The sequence below is a fragment of the Bradyrhizobium cajani genome, assembly GCF_009759665.1.
Taxonomy (GTDB): Bacteria; Pseudomonadota; Alphaproteobacteria; order Rhizobiales; family Xanthobacteraceae; genus Bradyrhizobium; species Bradyrhizobium cajani.
Genome location: NZ_WQNE01000054.1, coordinates 13,876 through 38,239, shown reverse-complemented (window position 1 = coordinate 38,239; position 24,364 = coordinate 13,876). Strand labels below are relative to the sequence as shown.

General features: G+C 66.3%; 19 protein-coding genes. 6 read left to right on the top strand and 13 right to left on the bottom strand.

The window, feature by feature from the left end; all coding sequences use genetic code 11:
* Nucleotides 1–131: 131 nt before the first annotated feature.
* From GPL20_RS36235 to murJ, 3 genes are all read right to left on the bottom strand, one after another.
* A complete protein-coding gene (locus GPL20_RS36235) occupies nucleotides 132–626 on the bottom strand; it encodes a universal stress protein (RefSeq protein ID WP_157337111.1) in 495 nt (164 codons plus the stop codon).
* 100 nt (nucleotides 627–726) lie between these two features.
* Entirely contained in the window at nucleotides 727–1,779 is a 1,053-nt protein-coding gene (gene trpS, locus GPL20_RS36230) for a tryptophan--tRNA ligase (protein WP_157337109.1), read from the bottom strand.
* A gap of 90 nt (nucleotides 1,780–1,869) precedes the next feature.
* Complete coding sequence (gene murJ, locus GPL20_RS36225) at nucleotides 1,870–3,402, bottom strand: murein biosynthesis integral membrane protein MurJ (RefSeq protein WP_157337107.1); 1,533 nt, start codon at nucleotides 3,400–3,402, stop codon at nucleotides 1,870–1,872.
* A 125-nt stretch (nucleotides 3,403–3,527) separates the two neighbouring features.
* Here murJ and GPL20_RS36220 point away from each other — a divergent pair, with 125 nt between their 5' ends.
* A complete protein-coding gene (locus tag GPL20_RS36220; RefSeq protein WP_157337105.1) occupies nucleotides 3,528–4,529 on the top strand; it encodes an adenosine kinase in 1,002 nt (333 codons plus the stop codon).
* 270 nt (nucleotides 4,530–4,799) lie between these two features.
* Here GPL20_RS36220 and GPL20_RS36215 read toward each other — a convergent pair whose 3' ends face one another.
* On the bottom strand, nucleotides 4,800–5,993 hold the full coding sequence (locus tag GPL20_RS36215; RefSeq protein ID WP_157337103.1) for a serine hydrolase domain-containing protein: 1,194 nt from the start codon (nucleotides 5,991–5,993) through the stop codon (nucleotides 4,800–4,802).
* A gap of 345 nt (nucleotides 5,994–6,338) precedes the next feature.
* Between GPL20_RS36215 and GPL20_RS36210 the strand changes: the two genes are divergently transcribed.
* On the top strand, nucleotides 6,339–6,659 hold the full coding sequence (locus GPL20_RS36210) for a hypothetical protein (RefSeq protein WP_157337101.1): 321 nt from the start codon (nucleotides 6,339–6,341) through the stop codon (nucleotides 6,657–6,659).
* Between the two features lie 109 nt (nucleotides 6,660–6,768).
* Nucleotides 6,769–8,262, top strand: coding sequence for an NAD-dependent succinate-semialdehyde dehydrogenase (locus GPL20_RS36205; protein WP_157337099.1), 1,494 nt, complete (start codon nucleotides 6,769–6,771; stop codon nucleotides 8,260–8,262).
* Between the two features lie 190 nt (nucleotides 8,263–8,452).
* Here the strand turns inward: GPL20_RS36205 and GPL20_RS36200 are convergent, their stop codons facing one another.
* The 3 genes from GPL20_RS36200 to GPL20_RS36190 all read right to left on the bottom strand — a co-directional run bounded on the left by GPL20_RS36200 (nucleotide 8,453) and on the right by GPL20_RS36190 (nucleotide 12,881).
* The gene (locus GPL20_RS36200) at nucleotides 8,453–10,669 is read right to left on the bottom strand and encodes a SulP family inorganic anion transporter (RefSeq protein WP_254126111.1); all 2,217 of its coding nucleotides are present in this window, start codon (nucleotides 10,667–10,669) and stop codon (nucleotides 8,453–8,455) included.
* 288 nt (nucleotides 10,670–10,957) lie between these two features.
* Complete coding sequence (locus GPL20_RS36195; RefSeq protein WP_157337095.1) at nucleotides 10,958–11,872, bottom strand: phosphoribosylaminoimidazolesuccinocarboxamide synthase; 915 nt, start codon at nucleotides 11,870–11,872, stop codon at nucleotides 10,958–10,960.
* Nucleotides 11,873–11,963: 91 nt separating this feature from the next.
* Nucleotides 11,964–12,881: a pirin family protein gene (locus GPL20_RS36190; protein ID WP_157337093.1), complete on the bottom strand. Its 918-nt coding sequence runs from the start codon at nucleotides 12,879–12,881 to the stop codon at nucleotides 11,964–11,966.
* Nucleotides 12,882–13,173: 292 nt separating this feature from the next.
* Here GPL20_RS36190 and GPL20_RS36185 point away from each other — a divergent pair, with 292 nt between their 5' ends.
* The gene (locus tag GPL20_RS36185; RefSeq protein WP_157337091.1) at nucleotides 13,174–14,235 is read left to right on the top strand and encodes an AraC family transcriptional regulator; all 1,062 of its coding nucleotides are present in this window, start codon (nucleotides 13,174–13,176) and stop codon (nucleotides 14,233–14,235) included.
* 214 nt (nucleotides 14,236–14,449) lie between these two features.
* The gene (locus GPL20_RS36180) at nucleotides 14,450–15,877 is read left to right on the top strand and encodes a serine hydrolase domain-containing protein (RefSeq protein WP_254126109.1); all 1,428 of its coding nucleotides are present in this window, start codon (nucleotides 14,450–14,452) and stop codon (nucleotides 15,875–15,877) included.
* 398 nt (nucleotides 15,878–16,275) lie between these two features.
* On the opposite strand, the gene GPL20_RS36175 is transcribed toward GPL20_RS36180, so the two are convergent.
* Nucleotides 16,276–17,643, bottom strand: coding sequence for an MmgE/PrpD family protein (locus tag GPL20_RS36175; protein ID WP_157337090.1), 1,368 nt, complete (start codon nucleotides 17,641–17,643; stop codon nucleotides 16,276–16,278).
* Between the two features lie 117 nt (nucleotides 17,644–17,760).
* Between GPL20_RS36175 and GPL20_RS36170 the strand changes: the two genes are divergently transcribed.
* Nucleotides 17,761–18,876 (top strand): FUSC family protein, encoded by a 1,116-nt coding sequence (locus tag GPL20_RS36170; RefSeq protein ID WP_157337088.1) that lies wholly within the window; start codon nucleotides 17,761–17,763, stop codon nucleotides 18,874–18,876.
* A 5-nt stretch (nucleotides 18,877–18,881) separates the two neighbouring features.
* Here the strand turns inward: GPL20_RS36170 and GPL20_RS39235 are convergent, their stop codons facing one another.
* The 5 genes from GPL20_RS39235 to GPL20_RS36145 all read right to left on the bottom strand — a co-directional run bounded on the left by GPL20_RS39235 (nucleotide 18,882) and on the right by GPL20_RS36145 (nucleotide 24,281).
* The gene (locus GPL20_RS39235; protein ID WP_205751235.1) at nucleotides 18,882–20,195 is read right to left on the bottom strand and encodes an SMI1/KNR4 family protein; all 1,314 of its coding nucleotides are present in this window, start codon (nucleotides 20,193–20,195) and stop codon (nucleotides 18,882–18,884) included.
* Between the two features lie 65 nt (nucleotides 20,196–20,260).
* Entirely contained in the window at nucleotides 20,261–20,761 is a 501-nt protein-coding gene (locus GPL20_RS36160) for a DUF2867 domain-containing protein (RefSeq protein ID WP_157337085.1), read from the bottom strand.
* The gene (locus GPL20_RS36155; protein WP_157337083.1) at nucleotides 20,758–22,152 is read right to left on the bottom strand and encodes an MATE family efflux transporter; all 1,395 of its coding nucleotides are present in this window, start codon (nucleotides 22,150–22,152) and stop codon (nucleotides 20,758–20,760) included. The genes GPL20_RS36160 and GPL20_RS36155 overlap by 4 nt, the downstream gene beginning before the upstream one ends.
* Nucleotides 22,153–22,250: 98 nt before the next feature.
* Complete coding sequence (murA, locus tag GPL20_RS36150) at nucleotides 22,251–23,546, bottom strand: UDP-N-acetylglucosamine 1-carboxyvinyltransferase (protein ID WP_254126506.1); 1,296 nt, start codon at nucleotides 23,544–23,546, stop codon at nucleotides 22,251–22,253.
* A 267-nt stretch (nucleotides 23,547–23,813) separates the two neighbouring features.
* A complete protein-coding gene (locus GPL20_RS36145; protein WP_157337081.1) occupies nucleotides 23,814–24,281 on the bottom strand; it encodes a hypothetical protein in 468 nt (155 codons plus the stop codon).
* Between the last annotated feature and the right edge of the window lie 83 nt (nucleotides 24,282–24,364).

The window sequence follows — 24,364 nt, the reverse complement described above, 5'->3', positions numbered from 1 at the left end:
GGGGGGAGGGGGTGGGGGGGGGGGGGAGTTTCCGCAAGGGCGGTGACAGACGGATTCGCGGAGGCTCCCCCTCACCCGGCGCTTCGCGCCGACCTCTCCCCGCAAGCGGGGCGAGGTGAAGAACAGCGTCGCTACGACAGCGAATCCACGCTTTCGTCGCTCAGCGCGCCCGAGATGATCGTCACCGGAACCGGGAACGAGCCGAGCGCATGCGCCAGCAGCGAGACCAAAGGCCCGGGACCTTCCGCGCCGGGATTGGCGGCGAGCACCAGCATGGCGATGTCGGGGTCCTCATCGATCACTGCGAGCAGCTGTTCCATCGCGGCACCTTCCCGGATCACCCGTTCCGGCGTGATCGCGGCGATGCCGTTGGCGCGGCCGGCGGCGCGATCGAGCGCGGCTTCCGCCGCTTCATGCGCCTCGGCGCGCATGATGTCGGCGACGCCAAGCCATTCCTGGCTCTCCGGCTCGGGCTCGATGATGCGCAACATCACCACGCCGCCGCCGGCGCGGATCGCCCAGCGGCTGGCGTAATAGACCGCGCGATCCCATTCGGCGGTGTCGTCGACGATGACGAGGCATTTGAGCTTGTGACCCGGCTCGAAGCAAAGTCGCTTTCTGGTCATGCATGTCCCGGCGTCTGCACGGTCGACATGCTGCCACACTCGCTCGATCTTTGGGAGAGGGGCAACGGCCGGCGACGTCGCGCCGGCCGCATTTCGCTCGTCACTTCCGGCGGATGAAACCGACGATGTCCTTCGAGAGCTTCATGGTCTCGTCGGCGATCGCGCGGGCGCGGTCGGAACCATCGTTCAGGATGGCGTCGATGTGCCCGGGGTCGGCGACGAGGCGTTTCATCTCGCCGGCGACCGGCGCGAGCTTGGTGACGCACAGCTCGGCCAGCGCGTTCTTGAAGCTGGAGAACTGGCCGCCGCCGAAATCGCGGAGCACGTCGGCCTTGGAGCGGCCGGAGAGCGCAGCGAAGATGCCGACCAGATTGTCGGCCTCGGGGCGGGCTTCCAGGCCCTTCTCCTCGCTCGGCAGCGGCTCCGGATCGGTCTTCGCCTTGCGGATCTTCTGCGCGATGGTGTCGGCATCGTCGGTCAGGTTGATGCGCGAATTGTCCGAGGCATCGGACTTCGACATCTTCTTGGTGCCGTCGCGCAAGGACATTACGCGCGTCGCCGGCCCCGTGATCAGGGGCTCGGGCAGCGGGAAGAACAGGCCGTCATTGGCGCCGTGGCTGCGGATCGAGTCGCCGAAATCGTTGTTGAACTTCTGCGCGATGTCGCGCGAGAGCTCGAGATGCTGCTTCTGGTCCTCGCCGACCGGAACGTGGGTGGCACGGTACAGCAGAATGTCGGCGGCCATCAGCACGGGATAGTCGAACAGCCCGACCGAGGCGTTCTCGCGGTCCTTGCCGGCCTTCTCCTTGAACTGGGTCATGCGGCCGAGCCAGCCCATGCGCGCGACGCAGTTGAAGATCCAGGCGAGCTCGGCATGGCCCGAGACCTGGCTCTGGTTGAACACGATGTGCTTCTTCGGATCGATGCCGGCAGCGATGAACGCCGCGGTCACCTCGCGGGTGTTGCGTGCGAGCTCGACCGGGCCGCCCCAGACGTCCACGCCATGCGTGATCGCGTGCATGTCGACGACGCAATAGATGCAGTTGTGGGTTTCCTGCATCTTCACGAAGTTGACGATCGCGCCGAGGTAATTGCCGAGATGCAGATTGCCCGTCGGCTGGACGCCCGAAAAGACCCGTTCAACGAATGGCATGGCAAGCTTTCCTGAAGGTACCGGGCGTCGTTTCCAACAGCGGCGCTGCTCCGTCAAGGGTAATTCGATGGCCCTGCGTGCCGAGCTCGGTCAGGCGGGCCTCCTCAGGGCGTTAACCGCTTCGCGTAAGGAGGCTGCGCCGAGGACTTGCAGGAGCAGGCCATAGACGGCGATGCCGGCCCCGATCTGCAGGCCCAGCACAATGAAGCGGATCAGGCCATGCGCCTCGGCAGGGAAAAGACCCGTGGTCAGCCAGAGCAGGGCGCCCATGACTGCTGCGGCGAGCACGATCCGCGGCAGCCGCTTGCGGGCGGCCGCATCGACCGAGAAGCCGAACTCGCTGGTGCCTTTCCGGAGCAGCGAGAGTGCGCTGCTCCAGGCACCGGCCGCGATGCTCGCGGCGATCCCGCTCGCACCGAAGAGATGACCGAGCAGGACGGCGAGCGCGACGGCGACCACGAATCCCTTGGCGGTTGCGAGCAGCGGCGTCATCGTGTCGCTGCGGGCATAGAAGGCCGGTGACAGCGCCTTGATCAGGACATGCGCTGGCAGGCCGAGCGCCAGCCACATCAGCGCATGCGCGGTGGCCGTGCTGTCGTCCGCGCCAAAGGCGCCATGCTCGAACAGCAGCCGCACGATCGGTTCGGCCAGCACGATCAGGCCGAGCGTCGCCGGCAGCGCCAGCCCGGTCGCGAGCTCCAGCGCGCGGGATTCCGCATGCGCCACCGCGTCGCGGGCGCCGCCAGCCACCGCGCGCGTCAGCTCCGGCACCAGCACGGTGCCCATCGCGACGCCGACGATGCCGAGCGGCAGCTCGATCAGGCGGTTGGCGAAATAGAGCCAGGACACGGCGGAGGGCGTGGCGGATGCGATGATCGCGCCCGCGACCATCAGCCATTGCGGCCCTGAGCTTGCGATCATGCCGGGCACCGCCTTGGCGAAAAAGGCTCGCATCTCGTTGTCGAGGCTCACGCGCAGCGGCGTCGCAAGGCGCGCGCTTCGCTGCGACAGCAGCATCAGCAATTGCAGCAGGCCGGCAACGCCGACGGTGGCGGCCAGCATCCACGCGGCGAGCGCCGCATCGGCGTGCCACAGCAACAGCGCCGCGATCGCGGCGATCAGCGCGATGTTGAACAGCAGCGGCGAGAACGCCGTGAGCGCAAAGCGTCCTTGCGCGTTCAGCAGGCCCATCAGCACCGTGACGGGGCCGGCAAAGGCGAGATAGGGCAGCATCAGCCGCGCGTTCTCCACGGCGAGATCGAGCGTGCCGCTGCCGAGGAAGCCGGGCGCGATGATCGTGATGATCAGTGGCATCACGAGCGCAATGCCGATCGAGATCGCGATCAGGGCTGCGCTGACCGTGCCGAGCACGCGTCCCGCGAACGCCGCTGCGGCCTGTTCACCCTCGCGCTCGCGAACGCGCAGCCAGGCCGGGATCAGCGCCGCGTTCAGGGCCCCTTCGCTGAGCAGGCGTCGCACCACGTTGACGAGCTGGAAGGCGGCCAGGAACGCGTCCGCCACGGCACCGGTGCCCAACAGAGCGGCAATCATGGAGTCGCGCGCAAAGCCCAGCAGCCGCGAGGCCAATGTGCCCGTCGAGACGGTCAGGAAGGAGCGGATCATGGCTCTCTGTAATAATACCGTTGCTTGCTCGCGCAGGCCCGGTCGTGATAGGCCGCGAACCGGATTTCAGGCGACAGGAAGCGGATTTTCCCGGTAATCGCAATCCGGCAACAGGATCAAGGTGAATGACTGACGTGAAATATGACGTTCTCGGCATCGGCAACGCGCTGTTCGACGTGCTGGTCAGGACCGACGAAGCCTTTTTGGCCAGGCACGGCATGACCAAGGGCAGCATGTCCCTGATCGACGAGGCGCGTGCCGCGGCCATCTACAAGGACATGGGCCCGGCGACGGAGGTCTCGGGCGGCTCGGCCGCCAACACCATCGTCGGCATCGGCAGCCTGGGCGCGCGCGCCGCCTATGTCGGCAAGGTCAAGGACGACCAGATCGGCAACCTCTATGTGCATGACATTCGCGCCGCCGGCGTTGCCTTCAACACGCCCGCCGCGAAGGACGGCCCCGCCACCGGCTGCTCCTACATCCTGGTCACCGGTGACGGCGAGCGTACCATGAACACCTATCTCGGCGCGGCGCAGGACCTGTCGCCCGCCGACATTGATCCGGCCGAGATCGCCGGCGCCGGCATCGTCTACCTCGAAGGCTATCTCTGGGATCCCAAGAACGCCAAGGACGCTTTCGTCAAGGCGGCCAAGATCGCTCACGATGCCAAGCGCAGGGTGGCGTTGACGCTGTCGGATTCCTTCTGCGTCGATCGCTATCGCGACGAGTTCCTGTCGCTGATGCGCAACGGCACCGTCGACATCGTCTTCGCCAACGAGTCAGAGCTGCACTCGCTGTACATGACCTCGGATTTCGACACCGCGCTCAAGCAGCTGCGCAACGACGTCAATCTCGGAATCGTCACCCGCAGCGAGAAGGGGTGCATGGTGGTGTCGGCGGAAGACGCGGTCGCCGCGCCGGCCTCCCCGGTCAGGCAGGTGGTCGACACCACCGGCGCCGGCGACCTCTTCGCCGCCGGCTTCCTGTATGGCCTCGCGCGCAACCTGCCGTACAAGCAGTGCGGCGAGCTCGGCGCGCTTGCGGCCGCCGAAGTGATCCAGCACATCGGCGCCCGCCCGCAGGTCTCGCTGAAGGAGCTCGCCGGGCAGCGCGGGCTGACGGGGTAAGACTCGCGCTTTCCCCGTCATTGCGAGGAGCTCTTGCGACGAAGCAATCCGGAGACGCGCCGCGGATACAGACTGGATTGCTTCGCGGAGCCTGTCATCGGGCCGCGCTTCGCGCGGACCCGTTGGCTCGCAATGACGATGTGGAGGCAGGTGCTTGTCAAGCACGCAGTCGTCATGCCCGGGCTTGACCCGGGCATCCACGTCTCGTCGTGCGCGGCCGCACGTGGATGGCGGGGACAAGCCCGGCCATGACGTGTGGCGAGAGCGTGCTCACGCCGCCCTCTGCCCGCTCCCCGCATCGAGCCCGGCATAAACACCGCGCTCGAATCCCGCGAACGCTTCCAAACATTTGGCGTCGGCGAACGGCAGCAGCTGCATCAGGATCACGCCGGTGACATCGCGCGACGGGTCGATCCAGTAGTAGGTGTTGGCGAGGCCGGCCCAGGCGAGGCTGTTCGGGCTGCGGCCTTCCGCCGTCTTGGCGGTGTTGATCAGGAAGCTCAGCCCCCACTTTTTCGCCTGGTCCGGATAGAGATCGACGTCGTTGGTGTACATCGGCGTCACCGAAATCATCTTGGTGACGTTGAGGTCGCCGATGTGATTCTGCCCCATCGTCGCGACCGTCTCCGCCTTCAGCACCTGGTTGCCGTTGCCGCGGCCCTTGTTGAGGATCATCTGGGTGAACTTGATGTAGTCACCCGCGGTCGAGTAGAGGCCGCCGCCACCCATGTGGAATTCCGGCTCCTGCTCGAGCTCGAACGGGATCGATGCGAGCTGGCCGTCTTCGCCGCGCGCATGCATGCCGACCAGTCGCTTGCGCATGCTGTCGGTGATCTTGAATGCGGTGTCGCTCATGCCGAGCGGCGCGAACATGTTGTCGCGCAAATAGGCATCAAGCCGCTTGCCGCTGACGGCTTCCACCGCCTTGCCGACGAAATCGATATTGGTGCCGTATTCCCAGCGTGTGCCGGGCTCGGAGGCGATCGGAGTTTTCAGCGCCGCGTTCTGGCAGGTGGTGATCGGCGGCGTGCCGGTCTTGTCCAGATAGGTCGCGATGTCGCCGTTCCACATGTTGTAGCAGAAGCCGGCGGTGTGGGTCATGAGGTGGCGCAGCGTGATCGTTCCCTTCGCAGGCCGCAGCTTTGGCTCGCCATTGGCGTCGAAACCTTCGAGCACCTGCGGCTTGGCGAGATCGGGCAACACTTCGCCGATCGGCGCATCCAGCGACAGCTTGCCCTGCTCCACCAGTTGCATCGCGCCTGCGCATGTCACCGCCTTCGTCATCGATGCGATCCAGAACACGCTGTCCTCAGTCATCGCATCGGGCTTGGACAGGTCGCGCTTGCCGAACGCGCCGTGATAGAGCACGTCGTTACCACTGGCAGCGATGGCGACGACGCCGGGAATCTCCTTGGCGTCGCTCTTCTGGCGCAGGATCTCGTCGATCTGGGCTTGGCTTTGCATACGCGTTTCCTCCGATTTGATTATTGTTGGAAGTGATCGATTGTCCTCCCGCTCGTCCCGCGCAGCAAGCGCATCGATGTAGCGGTCGGTCGCGATGTCGTGACTTGACGGCTCGCGCCTCGCGCAGGACGACAACACAGCTGAACTGCAACACTCCGTCACAATCTGCGGTGGATGACCGCGACGAACCGTGACCGTGGATGGGGCGAGGCGGTATGTTTCGCGTGTTGGAAGCACTTGAAACATTTTGTGCGTTGCGGCGTTCAGTACGCGGCCCAATCGGCCGCTGACGTCAAAACTTGATGCAAATTTTTGCGGCCGGCACCCGGCCGTGGGGGACCTCAGATGATTTCGACCTGGAGCGAATGGAAGCGCTATCCCCGTCCCGGACGGGGCGACAATCTCGAGGCGCCGATCTCGCCCGGCATTTACGAGGTCCGTGTCGCCGGCACCGGCGCGCTGTATTCGTTCGGGGCGGTCGACAATCTGGCGCAGGCGCTGGCGCTATTGCCGGTCGGCTCGAAATCCTGGTTCGGCCGTCGCGACACCTCCGACGTTCCCGATCTCGAGTATCGCACCTGCGCCACCTCCTCGAAGGCCGATGCCAAGGCCGCCGCCGAGCGCATGATCGGCCGCCGCGAGACTTACATGAGCGGCGCGGCCTGAGGCCGCTGCCACTTTAGCTCCCAGCAGATGTGCGTTGCGAGACGGTGCATTGCTCGCCGTCTGTCCCTATATTCCGGGCCGATCCGATCGCGCCCTGAGGAGTGACGCCATGACCCCGACCGCCGCCGCACGTGCCCCGCAAGCCACGTCCAATCTCCGCGACCGGTTGAAGGACCCGTCGCTGCTGAAGGAGGCCTGCTACATCGACGGCGCCTGGGTCGGCTCTCCCGTCTTCGCCGTGAACAATCCCGCGACCGGCGTCGAGCTCGCCAAGGTTCCGCAGCTTGGTGCGGACGACACCACCAAGGCGGTCGAAGCCGCCGAGCGCGCGTTCCCGGCCTGGGCCAAGCTCACCGCCAAGCAGCGCTCCAACATCCTGCGCAAATGGTTCGAGCTGATCGTCGCCAACCGCGAGGATCTCGCGCTGATCCTCACCTCCGAGCAGGGCAAGCCGCTCAGCGAGGCGCTCGGTGAGGTCGATATCGGCGGGGCCTATGTCGAGTTCTTCGCCGAGGAAGCGCGGCGCGTCTATGGCGAGACCATCCCGACGCAGCGGCCCGATGCACGCCTGCTCGCGATCAAGCAGCCGATCGGCGTCTGCGGCGCGATCACGCCGTGGAATTTCCCGAACTCGATGATCACGCGCAAAGTCTCGCCGGCGCTGGCGGCCGGTTGCACCGTGGTCTTGAAGCCCGCCAACGAGACGCCGCTGTCGGCGCTCGCGCTCGCAGCGCTCGCGGAAAAGGCCGGCGTGCCCAGGGGCGTCTTCAACATCATCACCGGCGATGCGCCGCCGATCGGCAAGGTGCTGTGCGAGCATCCGGCGGTGCGCTTCGTCGGCTTCACCGGCTCGACCGCCGTCGGCAAGATCCTCTACCAGCAGGCCTCCGTCGGCGTGAAGCGGCTCGGCCTCGAGCTCGGCGGCAACGCGCCGTTCGTGGTGTTCGACGACGCCGACATCGACGCCGCGGTCGAGGGCGCCATCGTCTCGAAATACCGCAACATGGGCCAGACCTGCGTCTGCGCCAACCGCCTCTACGCCCAGGACGGGATCTACGACGAGTTCGTGCAGAAACTCTCGAAGAAGGTCGCGGCGATGAAGATCGGCGACGGCACCGAGAGCGGCGTCACGCAGGGCCCGCTGATCAACATGAAGGCGGTCGACAAGGTCGAGCGCCACATCGCCGACGCCGTCAAGCGCGGCGCCAAGGTCGTCACCGGCGGCAAGCGCAGCGAGCTCGGACGTTCCTTCTTCGAGCCCACGGTGCTTGCCGACGTCAAGCCGGACTCGCGGGTGTCGCAGGAGGAAACGTTCGGCCCGCTGGCGCCGGTGATCCGTTTCAAGGATGAAGCCGATGTCATCGCGATGTGCAATGCCTCGCCGTTCGGCCTCGCCTCCTACTTCTACTCCCGCGATCTCGGCCGCGTCTGGCGCGTTGCCGAGGCGCTGGAATCCGGCATGGTCGGCGTTAACACCGGCCTGATCACCACGGAAGTCGCTCCCTTCGGCGGCGTCAAGGAGAGCGGCCTGGGGCGCGAAGGCTCGCATCACGGCATGGAAGAATATGTCGAGATCAAATACGTGATGATGGCGGGCGTGTAGGGGCAGGCTGCCTCCACACCGTCATGGCCGGGCTTGACCCGGCCATCCACGGCTTACTCCCGCGAGGCAAAGAACGTGGATGCCCGGGACAAGCCCGGGCATGACGACCTTCAGAGCCGTAGCCCGGATGAGCGCAGCGACATCCGGGGCCGCGGGTCCCGCATATCGCTGCGCTCATGCGGGCTACGGACTATCTCCTGAGCACTGCAATCGTCCGGTTCGCGAATGTCAGCCGCTCGGCCATCACGGACACAAAGTACGTCAGGAGCTTGTGGCTGAGGGCGGGGTCCTCGTCCCTGATCGCGTCGAACTGGTGCGTGTTGAGCACGTAGAGCACGCTGTCGACCTCGGCCTGGATCGTCGCGCTGCGCGGGGTGTGCGAGACGAGGCCCATCTCGCCGATCGTGGTGTAGCGGCCGAGGCTGCGCACGCGCGTGGTGCGATCGTCCTCGGCGGGGACCATGATGCCGACCCGGCCGTCGAGGATGAAGTGCATGGAATCGGCGGGATCGCCCGCCTGCACGATGACCTCGCCCGCGCCGACCTCGATGCGCTGGCAGCGGTGGATCAGCGCGTCGGCATCGTCCTCGCTGTCCAGAATCCCCGTGAACCAGTCGCGCAGGTTGGCTTCTTCCCGGGTCAGTCCCTGGTGCTGCGAGATGATCTCGTTCTCGCACCATTCCAGCGCATGATCGAGCTCGGGAATGATGGTGACGCCCTCGCCGATGAAATCGCTGGAGCGCAGCACCTTCTCGGCCGCAGCCGACAGATGCACCAGGATCAGCTCGACGCCGAGATCGGCCGCGCTGCGCTTGATCTGCGCAAAACTGTAGGCGGCCGAGGAATCGACGCCGGTAACCAGCTTGAAGTCGAACAGCAGGTAGCGGCATTCCGGCCGCTCCTGGAGCAGCCGCTTGACATGCTGGTAGAGCCGGTTGGCGGAGCCGAAGAACAGATAGCTTTGCAGGTTCAGGCCCTGGATCTTGCCGCCATGGGCGAGCAGCACCTCCTGGTCGTCACGCGAGCGGTCGAGCGAGCTCCGATATTCCGAGCCGTCGAAGCTGTACTTGATCGATTCGACGCGTGCCGCGCTGAATGCGAACGTCGCGCAGCCGATGACCACGCCGATCAGGATGCCGGGGACGAAACCCCAGACGACGATGATCGCGATGATGGCGATCAGCGAGAGATATTCGAGCTTCGAAAGCCGCTTGCGTGATTCGATGATCCATTTGTGCAGCTGGTCGGCGCCGAGATAGAGCAGCAGACCGCCGAGCACGAATTTCGGGATGAAGCCGAGCAGCTCGGGTGCAACCGCGAGCATCAGGAGCGACAGCGCCGCAACGGTGAGGCCCGACAGGCGGCCGCGGCCGCCGCTGCTGAAATTGAGGATCGAGCGGCTGACCGAGATGCAGCCGGCATAGCCGCCCAGCGCGCCGGTCACGATGTTGGCGGTGCCGGTGATGTTCAGCTCGCGCTCCAGATTGGCCTCGCGATGCACGGCCACCTCGATGCCGGTGGTGTTGAACAGCGTGCTGGAGGCCGTCACGAAGATGACGGCGACGAGATTGCCGACGAGGTCCGGCACCGCGAACCAGGGATAGTGAACGAAGCCGTCGGTGTGCCAGGGCACCATGAAGGCCGCCGCCGGCGGTGCCTGGAAGGTCCAGCCCAGCGCGCGGGCCTCATTGAGCGGGATGCCCGCGATCCAGAACGCCAGATGCGCCGTCAGCACGCCGCCGACCAGGATGATCGGCAATCCGAACGGGCTGCGCGAGCGGTGCCAGGTCAGATACAGCACCAGCGCCATGGCGCAGGCCGCGCCCAGCTCCGACAACGCGATGCCGTCGGCGAGGCGCAACAGCGTGGCGAACTGCACGGGATGATCGGTGATCACCCGGATCGCGCCCATGACGATCAGGAGCCCGGTGGCGCCGAGGAAGCCGCCGACCACGGGATAGGGTACGTAACGGATGGCGCGGCCCATCCGCGTCAGCCCCAATCCGCACAGCACCACACCGGTCAGCACGGTCGACAGGCCGAGTGTGATCAGGACCGGCGAGAGCAGCGGTGTCGACGGATCGGCCGCCGCGATGCGTTCGACCAGCGAGGCCGCCAGAATGCCCGTCACCGCGGCGGTCGAGCTGTCGGGGGCGGCAATCGCGAAGGGCAGGGAGCTGCCGAGCGCGATGATGGCCGCAAGCACGGCGGAGCTGACGAAGGTCGCCGCGATTCCGTAGGACAGATAAGGCGAGAGTGGCCCGGCAAAGATCAGCAGCGAATAGGACAGGCCGAAGGTGACGGTCAGGACACTCGCGGCCGTTCCGCCCAGCACGTCATTCAGCGAGCGCTTGAGAGCCGGATTGAGTCCGGTGACCGGATCGAAGCCAATTGCTGGATCTGTCACCCCGTGACACTCGCTCATGAAAATCCCTGGTCGAGACGTAAACGACTGCGAGCCTAGCGCAACAGGATTCTTGCAACTATGAAGTATCCGACAATTCTTGCGGCGGTCCCGTGTGAACGGCCGATCATACCCGGCAGGCGGATGGGGACAAACCCGGATTGGGAGAGGGACGCGTCGGTCCCTCCGCGTCATTGCGAGCGCAGCGAAGCAATCCAGAATCCCTCCGCTGAGACAGCCTGGATTGCTTCGCTGCGCTCGCAATGACGGAGTTGGCCGAATCCGCGGAGGCTAGATCTTCAGCTCCGTCCCCGTCACGCGCCGATACGCTTCCAGATATCGCTTGCTGGTTGCATCCACCACGCTGGCGGGCAGCGGGGGCGGCGGGGCGTCGCCGTTCCAGCGGCCGGCGCGGCGCTCGACGTCGAGATAATCCCGCAGCGGCTGCTTGTCGAAGCTCGCCTGCGACTGGCCTGGCTTGTAGGCGTCGACCGCCCAGAAGCGCGAGGAGTCCGGCGTCATCACCTCGTCGATCAGGATGATGCGGCCATCCTTGTCGCGGCCGAACTCGAACTTGGTGTCCGCGATGATGATGCCCTGCTCGCGCGCCAGCTCCTCGCCGAGCGTGTAGACGGCGCGCGTCATGCTCTCGAGCGTGTAGGCGACCTCGTCGCCGACGACTTCGCGCATCTTCGCGATGGTGATGTTCTCGTCATGGCCGGTCTCGGCCTTGGTCGCCGGGCTGAAGATCGAAGGCTCCAGCTTCTCGCTCTCGACCAGTCCAGCCTTCAGCTTCTCGCCGGCCAGCGTGCCGCTCGCGGCATATTCCTTCCAGGCGGAGCCCGAGAGATAGCCGCGGATCACGCATTCGATCGGGAAGACGGTGGTGCGCTTGCACAGCATGGCCCGGCCGAGGATGTCGGCGCGATGAGCCTTCAGCGCCGGCACGGCCGCGATGATCTCGTCGGTATCGGCGCTGATCATGTGGTGCGGCACCACGCCCTCGAGTTCGCCAAACCAGAATGCGCTGATCTGGGTCAGCACCGCGCCCTTCATCGGGATGGTCTCGCCCATCACGACGTCGAAGGCGCTGATGCGGTCGGTGGTGACGAGCAGCAGGCGGTCGTCGTCGACGGCGTAGATATCGCGCACCTTGCCGCGCCCGATCTTGGGCAGCGGCAGGTCGCTGGAGAGCATGGTGGTCATCGCAGAACTTTCGAAGACTTGGCCTGAAGACTTGGCCTTACGACAGGACATCCGGCCGCACCGGACAGCGCGGCCGGAAAACCGGCTTAGCCTATTCCGGCAGCGGAATGAACTCATGTTCCTGCGGAACCGCGGCGAAGCGGCCGGTTTTCCAGTCCTGCTTGGCCTGCTCGATCCGCTCCTTGCTGGAGGAGACGAAATTCCACCAGATGTGGCGCGGGCCCTCCAGCGCATCGCCGCCGAGAAACATCATTCGCGTCGCCTTGAGCGCCTTCACGGTGATGCGGTCGCCGGGCCGGAAGATCAGGAGCCGCGGCCCCTCATAGCGCTCGTTCGCGATCTCGACCTCGCCGTCGACGAGGTAGATCGCGCGCTCCTCATGGTCGGGGTCGAGCGGCACACTGGCGCCTTCCGCCGCCGTGACCTCGGTGTAGAACCAGGGCGAGACCATCGACACCGGCGAGGCGATGCCGAACGACGAGCCCGCGATCACGCGCGCGGTAAAATCGCGCTCGGAGATCATCGGCAGGTCGCCGGCGGCGTAATGCTGGAACGACGGCGCGATCTCTTCCGAACCGGCCGGCAGCGCGATCCAGCTTTGCAGGCCAAGCATCTTCTGGCCGGATGCGCGCTGCGCGTCCGGGGTGCGCTCGGAATGGGCGATGCCGCGCCCGGCCGTCATCAAGTTCATCGCGCCGGGCGCGATCTCCTGGACGTTGCCCTCGCTGTCGCGATGCATGATCGCGCCGTCGAACAGATAGGTGACGGTGGCGAGCCCGATATGCGGGTGCGGCCGCACGTCCATGCCCTTGCCCGAGACGAACTGCACCGGTCCGAAATGATCGAAGAAGATGAAGGGACCGACCATCTGCCGCTTGCCATGCGGCAGCGCGCGGCGCACCGCGAAGCCGTCGCCGAGGTCGCGCGTGCGCGGCACGATGACGAGATCGAGCGCATCGCAGGACAGGGGATCGCCGAGCACGGGATCATTCGAGGGTTGCCAGCTCATGGGTGGACTCCTTCTGTATTTTAGCGATCCTGATCGTAGCAGGATTTGGCGTCGTCGTCGCGACAAAGGCCAGCTGTCGCGGGCCGCAATAGCGCCACATACTCAGCAGTCATTCCCCGCGAAAGCGGGGAATCCAGTACGCCGCGGCCCAGCGGTCCAATCACTGCTGCCTCGGAATACTGGATCGCCCGGTCAAGCCGGGCGATGACGGTTCTGGTGCGGATGGTCCTTGAAAAAGCTGGTGTAACGAACGATGTTCGACGGACTCAACCGCGACCGATCGCATCGCCCGATGACCCTTGCCGCAGCCGAGCTTGCCTTTCGCGCCGCCAGCGTCGCGCTGCTGCTGGTGCTGGCGGCGTCGCTGGTCTCGGACTTTCGCAACGTGCTGGCGGGGCGGCTCGGTGCTGCTCTCGCCCTGGGCCTGGCTGCGCATGCGGTGAGCTATTCGGTTGATGTCACGTCGCGGATCCCGCCATGGCATGCGCCGCTCATTGCGCTATCGACCGGCAACATCGTGGTGTTCTGGCTGTTCACGCGCGCGCTGTTCGACGATGAGTTTCGCTTGAGCCGGTGGCACGGATGGGTCTGGGCGCTGGTGACGGCGTTCAGCTTCGTTGGATGCCTCTGGATTGCACCGGGCGGCCACGTGCGGTTCTCGGTGACGGTGGTCAACCTGATCGTGCTCGGCTTCATCGCGCTTGCGATTGGGCAGACGATCGCCTCGTGGCCGGCCGACCTGGTCGAGCGCCGCCGCCGCGTTCGCGTCTTCCTCGTCTGTGCCGGCGCGCTCTATGGCGGGGTGAATGCGCTGCTTCAGATCTCCGTCGCGGGTTCCCGCGTCGGCGATGCCGCCGATACGATCAATGCCGGCGTGCTCGCCTGCATCGTCGCGGCCATCGCCTATGCCATGATGCGCGTCGATGCCGCCGATCTGTTTCCGGTCGCCGCGAAGGCCGCACCGGCGGTCATTTTCAGCCCGCAGGCCGCTGAGGACGCCGCCGATCAAAAGTCCATCGACGCCTTGATGCGCCTGATGGCGGACGAGCGGGTCTATCGTCAGGAGAACATCACCATCGGCGTGCTCGCGGGCCGGCTGAAGATCCCGGAATACCGGTTGCGCCGGCTGATCAACCAGCGGCTCGGCTATCGCAACTTCAATGTGTTTCTGAACAACCACCGCATCGAGGAAGCCAAGGCCGCGCTCGCCGATCCCGCCCAGGCCGAGGTTCCCGTCATCACCATCGCCATGGACGCCGGCTTCCAGTCGCTCGGCCCGTTCAATCGCGCGTTCAAGGCGGTGACCGGCGTGACGCCGACGGAGTATCGGCGGCTCAAAGCCAGCGCGGCCTGACGGCTTCTTAACCTCTCCCCGCTTGCGGGGAGAGGGAGCGCACCGCCGCTGCCGCGACGATCTCGTCCAGGCACAAGAATTTGAAATAACTAGTCTATTCCAGAAACGACCAGTCCCGTCCGGTTTCAATCAGGCCATTTTCCAAATCCGGCGAGCCGTCATCGGCGAGCCCTGTTCTTTCTCCTGCACACACCCCCGAAGCCGGAGAAAGCCTGTGACCCGCCGCCGCAAGATCATCCTCGTTACCACCGCCATCGCCTGCGCCGTTCTCGCGCTCGGCGCCGCGCGGGCTCGCGACGTGCCCAAGGTTGCCACCGGCTTCATCGCCGACACACTCTGCTCGGAGACCTTCGTCTCCGGCCTCGATCCCATGCGCGACCTCGCCGAGACCACCGACGCGATGCCGGGCGCGGGTCTGCTCACCTGGGCGATGGATATTCAGGTCGATCGCACGCGCAAGGATGTCACGGTGTCCCTGTTCGGCATCGGCCGCAGCCACGCGGTCTATCGCGAGGGACTTGGTTGCACGCTCGAGCACGGCCAGGGGATCGTCGACGTGGCGTTACCGCCTGACGACAAGCAGCCGGCGTTGCTCCCCGAGATCGCCGGCCCAGATATCGTAGCCCCGCAAAGCCAGGGGCTCTCAGCCGCACTCGACCGCGCCTTCGCCGAGCCCGTACGCCCGCCTTACCGCCGCACGCGCGCGATCGTTGTCATGAAGGCCGGCCGCATCATCGCCGAGCGCTACGCCGACGGTGTCGGGCCGAAGACGCAGCTGCTCGGCTTCTCCATGACGAAGTCGGTGATGTCCGCCCTGACGGGCATTCTCGTGCGCCAGGGCAAGTTGAAGCTCGGCGGGCCCGCGCCAATTGCCGCCTGGCAAAATCTGGATGATCCGCGCCACGCCATCACTGTCGACCAGTTGCTGCGTCACACCGCAGGCATTGCGCTCGGAAGCTCGTTGCAGGCCTCGCTCGGCTCCGTGCTCGAACCGGTAAACACCATGAAATACGCCGAGGACGATATGGCCAGCTTTGCCGAGCGCGCGCCGCTTGCAACCGCGCCGGGCACGGCGTGGAATTATCACGACGGCAACTTCCTCATCCTCGCGCATCTGCTGCGCGATGCCGCCGGCGGTAAGCCCGCCGATGCGCTCCGCTTCGCGCGCCGCGAATTGTTCGCGCCACTCGGCATGGTCAACGTCACGCTTCAGCTCGACGTTTCAGGCACGATCGAGGGCTCCGGCGAAATGCTGGCCTCCGCGCGCGACTGGGCGCGCTTCGGCCAGCTCTATCTCAATGACGGCGTCGCCGGCGGCAAGCGTATCCTGCCAGAGGGATGGGTGAGCTATTCGTCCTCGCCCACGCCCAATGCCTGGGTCGGCGTCGGCGCCGGCTTCTGGACCAACCAGGGCGACAGCTTTGGTGCGAAGTTTCGCGTCGCGCACGGCTGGCCGCGCGACGCGTTCTTCGCCAAGGGCACGATCGGCCAGTACACCATCGTGATCCCGTCCGAACGCCTCGTGATCGTCCGGCTCGGCCGTTCGCCGAACTGGCCGCCGGAAGCGGATGGCGTGTTCGATCTCGTCCGCGACGTAATCGCCGCGACGCGCGAGAAGGGGACGCTGGCGGGGGTGAATTGAGAGGAGGGCCGCTTCTATTCCCTCTCCCCGCACGCGGCAGGGCAATCGCATATGGGAGCGATTTCGCCTGTGGCCATCCTTCGAGACGCCCGCCGTTGGCGGGCCCTCAGGATGAGGATTGAGTGCGCGGCTTTAGTTTCAACGAACACCGATGCTGCTTAGCCTCATCCTGAGGAGCCCGCGAAGCGGGCGTCTCGAAGGATGAGGCGCGCGCTCAGGTCGCGCAAAATGCCATATGCGATAGCCCTGCCGCTTGCGGGGAGAGGGTTAGGGTGAGGAGGAGTCTCCGCGCGGGAGGTGAGAGTTGGATTCGCGGAGAGTCCCCCTCACCCGGAATCCAAGCTGCGCTTGGCTTCCGGCCTCTCCCCGCAGGCGGGGAGAGGCGATGAGACCGCCCACTACCTCCCCAATTCGGTCGCCTTGGCCACGCGATCGAACCGCTCCAGCGTCATGATCGCATCGGCAAACTTCTCCGCGCGCGCATTCAGCACGGGCCGTGTCAGTGTCAAGAACTTCTGCTGCATGGCCTGCGTATCCGGGAACGAATTCGGCTCGCCGGAGGGATCGGCGTAGAGCCGCTCGTGCACGCCATCGTCCGTCGTGATGCTGACGCGCGCGCCGAACGGATGCGTGCGGCCGATCTCGAGCCGGTCGTCCTGCACCACCTCGAACTTTTCGGCGAGCGCGTCGATCGCGGCGTCCCCAAGCCGGTTGTAGTCGTCCCAGCCGAACGAGCCCTGATCGAGCGCGAGTGCGCCGGTGAAGAACATCGAGAACTGGCCGCCGACGATCGAGCGCGGGTGGCGCTTGGTCGCGGCGTCGCCGGTGAGCGTGATGCCGTTGCGGTGCAGGCCGATCTCGACGCGCCTGACCTGGTCCGGCGTCAGATTGTGCTCGCGCCGCATCGCGATCAGCGCGTCGATCGCGGCATGGGTGTAGCGGCAGCTCGGATAGGGTTTTACGCCGATCTTCATCGTCTCGTAGGTCTTGCCGAGCTCGGCCACCGCCTTGTCCGGGTGAGCGTCGTCGGTGTAGCCGGCGAGCAGGCCGTGCTTGCCCTCGACCGATTCCGTCGCGCCGACGAAATCGTTGCGCGCCAGCGTCGCGGCGATCACGCCGTTCATCGCGGCCGCGCCGACCTGGTAGCGCTTGTTCCAGGCGCCGTTGACCAGGAATTGCAGCGAGCCCGCGGCCTGGCTGCCGGAGACGCCGAAAGCGGCGATGATCCGCTTCTCGCTGAGGCCGAACAGCTTGGCCGCCGCCGCGGCAGCACCATAGGTGCCGGCGGTGGCGGTCGGATGGAAGCCGCGCGCGTAGTGCGAAGTCGGGTCGAGCGCGTTGCCGAGCCGGCAGCAGACCTCGTAGCCCGCGACGATCGCCGTCAGCACGTCGCGGCCGGACGCACCGACCATCTCGCCGACGGCGAAGGCGGCCGGCACGACCGGTGCGCTCGGATGCAGCGAGGAATCGGCATGCGTGTCGTCGAAGTCGAGCGAATGCCCCAGCGCGCCGTTGAGCAGTGCCGCCACTGCCGGTGTCCAGGTCTTGGCATCGCCGAACACGGTGGATTCGCCCCTGGCGTCGAGCGCGAGCGCCTCCAGCATCTTCAGGATCGACGGGGTCGATTCCGCCTCGCTGCGGGCGCGGATGGCGCTGCCGAGGAAATCCAGCGTCAGCACTTTGGCGCGATCCAGCACTTCCGCCGGAATATCCTGGTATTTCAGATTGAAGACATAGGCGGCAAGCGTTGCGGTTTCGTGGGCCATCGTGTTTCCTCGTTTTGGCCGGCAAGTTAGGCGGGCTGATTTCGCCTTTCAAGCGGCCTTGCGGCGGCGGGCATCAGCCATGCTTTAGCCTGGCTCAAGAGGACCGGGACGTTGACGATGACACGCGCAAGAGAGCTGTTCGACCGGATCCGGGCGCGCAGGACGCAACTGGGACTGGCGATCCGGGTCACCGTGGCGGCGGTAGCGGCCTATGCAATCGCCACCGCGCTGCATCTGTTGCTGCCGCTCTGGGCGGTGCTGACCTCACTGATCGTGACCCAGATGAGCGTCGGCCGCTCGCTGAAGGCGACGCGCGACTACATGCTCGGCACCATCGGCGGCGCCATCTATGGCGGCGCCATCGCCATCCTGATCCCCTATTCCAGCGAAGTCGGCCTGCTGGGGCTGCTGGTGCTCTCCGTCGCTCCGCTCGCCTTCATCGCCGCGATCAATCCGAGCCTCAGCGCCGCGACGGTCACGGCCGTGATCGTGCTCCTTGTTCCGACCATGCATCACTCCGATCCGATGACTTCGGCGATCGATCGCGTCAGCGAGGTCGCGGTCGGTGCCCTCACGGGCCTGATCGTCTCGTTCCTGGTGCTGCCCTCGCGCGCGGTGCGGCAGATCCGCGCCGCCGCGGCGCAACTGCTCGAGCTGATTGCGGATGCCTTCACCGAGCTGCTCGCGGGTCTCACGCGCGGCCGCGACAACGACGCGCTGCACCGGATCCAGGACGGCATCGGCGCGGCGATGGTGGGCATGAATGCCATTGGTGCCGAAGCCGAGCGCGAGCGTGCCGCACGCCTGTCGAGCGGGCCGGACACCGGCCCGTTGCTGCGAACCATCCTGAGGCTGCGCCATGACGTCGTGATGATCGGCCGCGCCACCGTGGTGCCGCTCCCCGCCGAAGTGCAGACGCGACTCGCAGGCCCGCTGACGGAGGTCTCGACGGTAATCGCGCGCTTCCTGCGTTCGGCCGCCACGGCCTTGCGCGAAGGCGCCGGTGCGCCGCCGATCCATCCCGTCCACGTCGCGCTCCAGCACTACGCCGAGGCGGTCGCCGCCGTGCGCCAGGACGGCCTGATCCGCGGCCAGCCCGGCGACACGGTCGAGCGCTTCTTCGCGATCGGCTTCTCGCTGGAGCAGATGCACCAGAATCTGTGCGATCTCGACCGCGTCGTCGGCGAATGGTCGGAAGCGGCGGCCGATAAGCCCGCGCGCGTGGCGGAGTAGATCATCTAGAGGTCGAAGAACGCCAGCTGCGCCGCGTCGCGCCGTTCGATACCATCGGTCAGCGCCTGCAACGCGACGTCGAAGCCCGGCTGCGGCTGTTCGAGCTCCCATGCGCCGTCATGGTCCCACTGGAAACACTGGCCATAGCGTTCGCCGGGCTCGACATGGAGCAGCAGGCAGCGGCTGAGCAGCGTCGGCTCGGCAACCGGCACCAGGTGTCTCAGCGAAACGCCGTACTGTTTACGGAAATAAGCGCAGGCCTCTTCGATCTCGTCCTCGGAATGGGCAATGAAGTCCATGACGTTGCGCTGCTGCGTGGCGAGGTCGCCCGGCGCATAGAAGCGGAGCTCGGAGGAGGATTCGGGCAGCCGGACCAGAAGCTCGGTCTCGCCGCGCGTCAGCAGGAAATTGCGATAGTCATCGGGCAGCCGGACACCGAGCGCCTGCTCGGCCGCGCTCACATCGGCTTCGCTCGCCGGCGTGCCCACCTTCCAGCGCCAGCCCTTGGCGGACGTTCCCGTCCTGCGCTGTGCTTCATATTCGGCATAGCCGGGAAACGCCATGATGTCCTCGTAGCCGCCGAACCGCGACCATTGATAGGCATCGTCGAAGGCTTCCTCCCGCCGTTCGGAAAAGTAGCCGCAGAGAATCTCGGCTCGCTTGAGGATGCGTTCATGGTTCGGGGCGATCCTGCACAAATGTTCGATCGTCTTGAGCGCGGCGTCCGGATTGTCGGCTTGCAGATAGGCGTCGCTCAGCAATTCCAGGATGCGTCCTTCGAGATCGTTCTCGTAGATCGACCAGGCATAATGCACCTGTCCGGCAGCCCGCCGTGCAACGAGCACATCGCGCGCCTGCTCGGCGAAGCGCGCGGTCTGGGCCGCATCCTGACCCGCAGCGTTGCCGTGATGGGCGGCCAGCCAGAGATACAGCGGCTCATGCTCGGCCGGCGTGCCCCTGAGCGCCGCGAGCTGCTTCGCCTGCTCGGCGAGCGGCGCGCTGAGCGCCAACATCATCAGCTCATCCAGCCCCTTCTGCCAATCCGGCTTTGCCTGGGGATCGGGCAGGAGGTTGCGCAGGGAATGCTGGGTGTGGTGGGTTTCGACATAGCCGGTGGCCACGAGCTCGGCGATATGGCGGCGGAAGGCTGCGGCGGCCTCGGCGATATCGGGAAACTCCTCGCGCAGATATTGATCCGATCCGGGCTCGCCCTCCCAGTTCATGCGGATGCCCATCACCGTGGGATTGCTTCCTGGAATCAGCATCAGCTCGCGATCATCGTCTCCGGGCGCGCGATGGAAGAACTTGACCAGATACATGCGACCTCCGAACGCGCCGCCATCATGGGGCGCCACGTCTCAGTCGCAGGCTCCGAGAAATCGGTTCATGCCGTCGGGCTGACGGGCCGCTCCACGATCCGTCCCAGCATGCTGCGCACCACGAGCTTGTGGAAAGGCATGATCAGGGTGAGGTAGGTCCGTCCGAGCAGATTATGCGTTCGCACCAGCGTGGTCGAGGTCACCTGCCGGGCCGCGGCATCGCCGGCCACATCGACCACGATGCGGAAGTCGAGATGATAATCGTCGAAGCCCGCGACCAGACGCTCAGGCGTCTCGCTCAGCACCGGAAACAGGCCGATCAGGCCATGCGGCGCCGGCGCGCCTTCGCCGGATGTCTTCAACCCGAACGGCGCGACCGCGATGTTACGCAGGCGCAGCAGCGCGTCGATCCAGCGTGGCCCGTGCACCACCATCCTTGTGCAGGCCTCGCGCGCCGTCACCGCCGCCGCGCCGATCTCGACGCGAAACGCGTCGATGAACTGGGCACCGGTCAGCAGCGTGCGGGCGTCGACATTGGGGGCGACTTCGCGGACGGTCCCGATCATCCCGCCAATCTGCGCGCCAGCATCTGGAAGCGCAAGATCAGGAGCCCGGCATAGACGAAGGTCCCGACCGAGAACCCGATCCAGACGCCGACCGCGCCGAGCCCGGCATTGAAGGCCAGCACCCAGGCGATGGGAAAAGCGACGCCCCAATAGCCGATCGCCGCGAACACCAGTGTCATCCTGGTATCATTGATACCGCGCAGCGCGCCGCCCACGATGGTCTGCAGGCCATCGGCAATGAAGAACGTCGCGCCGACCACCAGCAGTGTCGCCGTCAGTTCGACGGTTGCCGCGCTGGCCTCGCCCGAGCCGAAGAACAATCGTCCGAGCTGATAGCGGCCGAGGATGATCGCGACCGTCAGTGCGGAGACCAGGACGATTCCGAGCACGGCGGCGACCAGCCCGGCGCGTTTCACCGCGAGCGGCTCGTTGCGGCCGAAGGCGTGGCCGACCCGCACGGTGGCGGCCATGCCGATGCCGAGCGGGACCATGAACAGCACCGCCGTGACCTGGAGCGCGATCTGATGCGCGGCGAGCGCGGTGGTCGAGATCAGCCCCATCAGCAGTGCCGCCGAGGAGAACAGGCCATATTCCATCAGCAGCGAGATCGAGATCGGCGCGCCCACAGCGATGAGCTGGCGCATCAGCGGCCAGTCGATCCGCCAGAGATGGGCGAGCGGACGATAGTCCGCGAACGGCTTTCGCCACGCCGCGATGGCGAGCGCCGCGACGAAGGTGCCGAGATTGACGAGGGTGGTCGCGAGCCCGGCGCCGAACAGGCCGAGCTCCGGCAGGCCGAACAGTCCGTGGATGAGGACATAGACCAGCGCGGCATTGACCGGGATCGCGGCGAGCGTGATCCACAGCGGCGCCTGCGGCCGGTTCACGGCGCTCATCATGCTGCGCAGCGCGATGAAGCCGAGCGCCGGCGCGATGCCCCAGGCGAGGCCATTCAGATAGCGCTGGGCGAGCGCGGACGACTGCGGTGCCTGTCCGAGTGCGAGCAGAATGTGTTCGCCATAGAGCGGTGAGGCCATCATCGGCAGCGAGATCAGCAGTGCGACCCACAAGCCGACGCGCAGGGAACGGCGTATCAGCCTGACGTCGCCGGCGCCGAAGGCCTGCGCAGCGAGTGGCGACACCGCGGACATCAATCCGAGCCCGAAGGTGAAGCTGACGAAATAGACCGTATGCGACAGAGCTGCCGCGGCCACCGCGTCCTCACCGAGCCGCCCGATCAACGCGAGGTCGGTCGTGATCATCGCGATCTGCCCGAGCTGCGTCAGCATCATCGGCACGGCGAGCCGCAGCGTCTCGACGAACTCTTCGGCGAGATGGTTTGGCGGCACGCCGGCTTGCGGCTGCGGACGAGGCTGGACCTTGTCGAGCATGGCCGGCTCAATAGCACAGCCACACGTCGAAAACATGGCCCGTGTCGCGGACGCGCGGAGCTCTTCTCCCTCGCCCCGCTTGCGGGGAGAGGCGAAGATCAGCCCTTCCGTTCCGGCACGCGCTTGATCTTCGCGCCCAGCGCGTTCAGCCGTTCCTCGATGCGTTCATAGCCGCGCTCGATCTGGTCGGCGTTGTTGATGGTGGAGGTGCCTTCGGCGCAGACCGCGGCGAGCAGCATCGCCATGCCGGCGCGGATGTCGGGCGAGGTCATCGGCGCGCCGCGCAGGCGGCTGGGGCCGGCGATGATGGCGCGATGCGGGTCGCACAGCACGATGCGCGCGCCCATCGCGATCAGCTTGTCGACGAAGAACATCCGCGATTCGAACATCTTCTCGAACATCAGGATCACGCCCTCGCATTGCGTGGCGGTGACGATCGCGATCGACATCAGATCGGCCGGGAAGGCCGGCCAGGGCTGGTCCTCCAGCTTCGGCACGTGGCCGCCGAAATCGTCCTGGATCTTCAGCGTCTGGTTCGAGGGCACGATCAGGTCGTCGCCCTCGACGCGGCAGACGATGCCGAGCCGCTCGAAGCCCATGCGGATCGAGCGCAGGTGCTCGACACCTGCACGCACGATGCGTAGCGGCGAGCGCGTCACGGCGGCAAGGCCGATCAGCGAGCCGACCTCGATGTGGTCGGGCTGAATGGAATAGGTCGTGGATCCGAGCGTGGCCCCGCCATGGACCACCATGGTGTTGGTGCCGATGCCCTCGATCTTCGCGCCGAGCGCGACCAGGAAATTGGCGAGGTCCTGCACGTGCGGCTCGGACGCCGCGTTGCGCAGGTAGGTGACACCGCCGGCGGCCGCGGCCGCGACCAGCGCGTTCTCGGTCGCGGTGACGCTCGGCTCGTCCAGGAACACGTCGGCACCGGTCAGCTTCGGCGCGCGGAATTCGAGCCGGTCGGTCGCGGTGACCTTGGCCCCCAGCTGCTCCAGCGCGAGCACATGGGTGTCGAGCCGGCGCCGGCCGATGACGTCGCCGCCGGGCGGCGGCAGCATCAGCTCGCCGCAGCGGGCGAGCAGGGGCCCCGCGAGCAGGATCGAGGCGCGGATGCGCACGCACAGCTCGGGATCGAGATCGGCCGCGCGGATGCTCTTGGCGTGGATATGCAGCGTATTGCGCGCGGTCCAGTCGGCCGCCGCGCCGACCGAGCGGATCAGCTCGACCAGCGTCTCGGTGTCGCGGATCCGCGGCACGTTGTGAAGCGTCACCGGGTGCTCGGTGAGCAGGGCGGCGGCGATGATCGGCAGCGCCGAATTCTTGTTGCCGGACGGCTCGATCGAGCCCGAGAGCCGGTGACCGCCCTCGACGATGTATTGGATGGGCGCCACGGGGTTCTCGCTGTCCTGTTGGTGGGCGGGCTGTTTTGCGAGCCGGAAACTACAGAGAATTGAGCGCGGTAGCAATTGTGCTGGCCGCGGTAAGAGCCGTTGCCAGCTCCGAAGCGGCTGCCGGCTCCTCATGGTGAGGAGCGCGGAACGCGCGTCTCGAACCATGAAAGGCCCGGCTCTCGCCTTGCGGCCATCCTTCGAGACGCCCGCTTCGCGGGCTCCTCAGGATGAGGGCGGTGCGTGTGGCGTGCTGGCGTTGGATCGCCCTCAGAACAGCCCGATGATATTCGCTACCACATAGAGGATTGCGATCAGGATCAGCGCGCCGATCACGACGAACGAGATCTCGACCGCGATGGCGCCGGTGCCGAGCGTGGCGGCGACGGCAGCAAGGAGCCGTTCCTCCCTGAAAATTAGCGCGAGGACCGAGAGCAGGATGGCGAGCAGGCCGAGCGAGATCGCGGTGACGGAAGCCGTTTCGCTCCAGCTTCGTCCCGCCGATTTCTCGACCTTCGGAGCTTGATACTCGACGCCCTTCACGCGCGCGATGACGCGGTCCTTGATGCGATGTCCGGTGTCGACGATGACCTGATCCGCCGGTGGCGGCGGAAACACGATCGGCACGACCCAATGCGGCAGCACGGCCGCCATCAGCGCCAGCACGCCGACAATGCTGCCGATGATGCCGAGGCGGCGGGAGGGCACAGTGGAACTGGTCGCTACGGAGCTGGTCATGACATGACGCTTCCCGGCCGAAACCGGCCTTGCGGGTTCATGCCACTTCGTCGCGATGGCGAGCGGTGAGGTTCAGGGGTGTG

Excerpts from the sequence above, each read along its gene's own strand:
- GPL20_RS39235 (WP_205751235.1), bottom strand. The coding sequence starts at position 20,195 with ATGTATCTGGTCAAGTTCTTCCATCGCGCGCCCGGAGACGATGATCGC.
- GPL20_RS36235 (WP_157337111.1), bottom strand. The coding sequence starts at position 626 with ATGACCAGAAAGCGACTTTGCTTCGAGCCGGGTCACAAGCTCAAATGC.
- GPL20_RS36170 (WP_157337088.1), top strand. The coding sequence starts at position 17,761 with ATGACACGCGCAAGAGAGCTGTTCGACCGGATCCGGGCGCGCAGGACG.
- trpS (WP_157337109.1), bottom strand. The coding sequence starts at position 1,779 with ATGCCATTCGTTGAACGGGTCTTTTCGGGCGTCCAGCCGACGGGCAAT.
- GPL20_RS36220 (WP_157337105.1), top strand. The coding sequence starts at position 3,528 with ATGACTGACGTGAAATATGACGTTCTCGGCATCGGCAACGCGCTGTTC.
- GPL20_RS36210 (WP_157337101.1), top strand. The coding sequence starts at position 6,339 with ATGATTTCGACCTGGAGCGAATGGAAGCGCTATCCCCGTCCCGGACGG.
- GPL20_RS36195 (WP_157337095.1), bottom strand. The coding sequence starts at position 11,872 with ATGACCACCATGCTCTCCAGCGACCTGCCGCTGCCCAAGATCGGGCGC.
- GPL20_RS36215 (WP_157337103.1), bottom strand. The coding sequence starts at position 5,993 with ATGCAAAGCCAAGCCCAGATCGACGAGATCCTGCGCCAGAAGAGCGAC.
- GPL20_RS36160 (WP_157337085.1), bottom strand. The coding sequence starts at position 20,761 with ATGATCGGGACCGTCCGCGAAGTCGCCCCCAATGTCGACGCCCGCACG.
- GPL20_RS36190 (WP_157337093.1), bottom strand. The coding sequence starts at position 12,881 with ATGAGCTGGCAACCCTCGAATGATCCCGTGCTCGGCGATCCCCTGTCC.
- GPL20_RS36185 (WP_157337091.1), top strand. The coding sequence starts at position 13,174 with ATGACCCTTGCCGCAGCCGAGCTTGCCTTTCGCGCCGCCAGCGTCGCG.
- murJ (WP_157337107.1), bottom strand. The coding sequence starts at position 3,402 with ATGATCCGCTCCTTCCTGACCGTCTCGACGGGCACATTGGCCTCGCGG.
- GPL20_RS36145 (WP_157337081.1), bottom strand. The coding sequence starts at position 24,281 with ATGACCAGCTCCGTAGCGACCAGTTCCACTGTGCCCTCCCGCCGCCTC.
- GPL20_RS36205 (WP_157337099.1), top strand. The coding sequence starts at position 6,769 with ATGACCCCGACCGCCGCCGCACGTGCCCCGCAAGCCACGTCCAATCTC.
- GPL20_RS36155 (WP_157337083.1), bottom strand. The coding sequence starts at position 22,152 with ATGCTCGACAAGGTCCAGCCTCGTCCGCAGCCGCAAGCCGGCGTGCCG.
- GPL20_RS36175 (WP_157337090.1), bottom strand. The coding sequence starts at position 17,643 with ATGGCCCACGAAACCGCAACGCTTGCCGCCTATGTCTTCAATCTGAAA.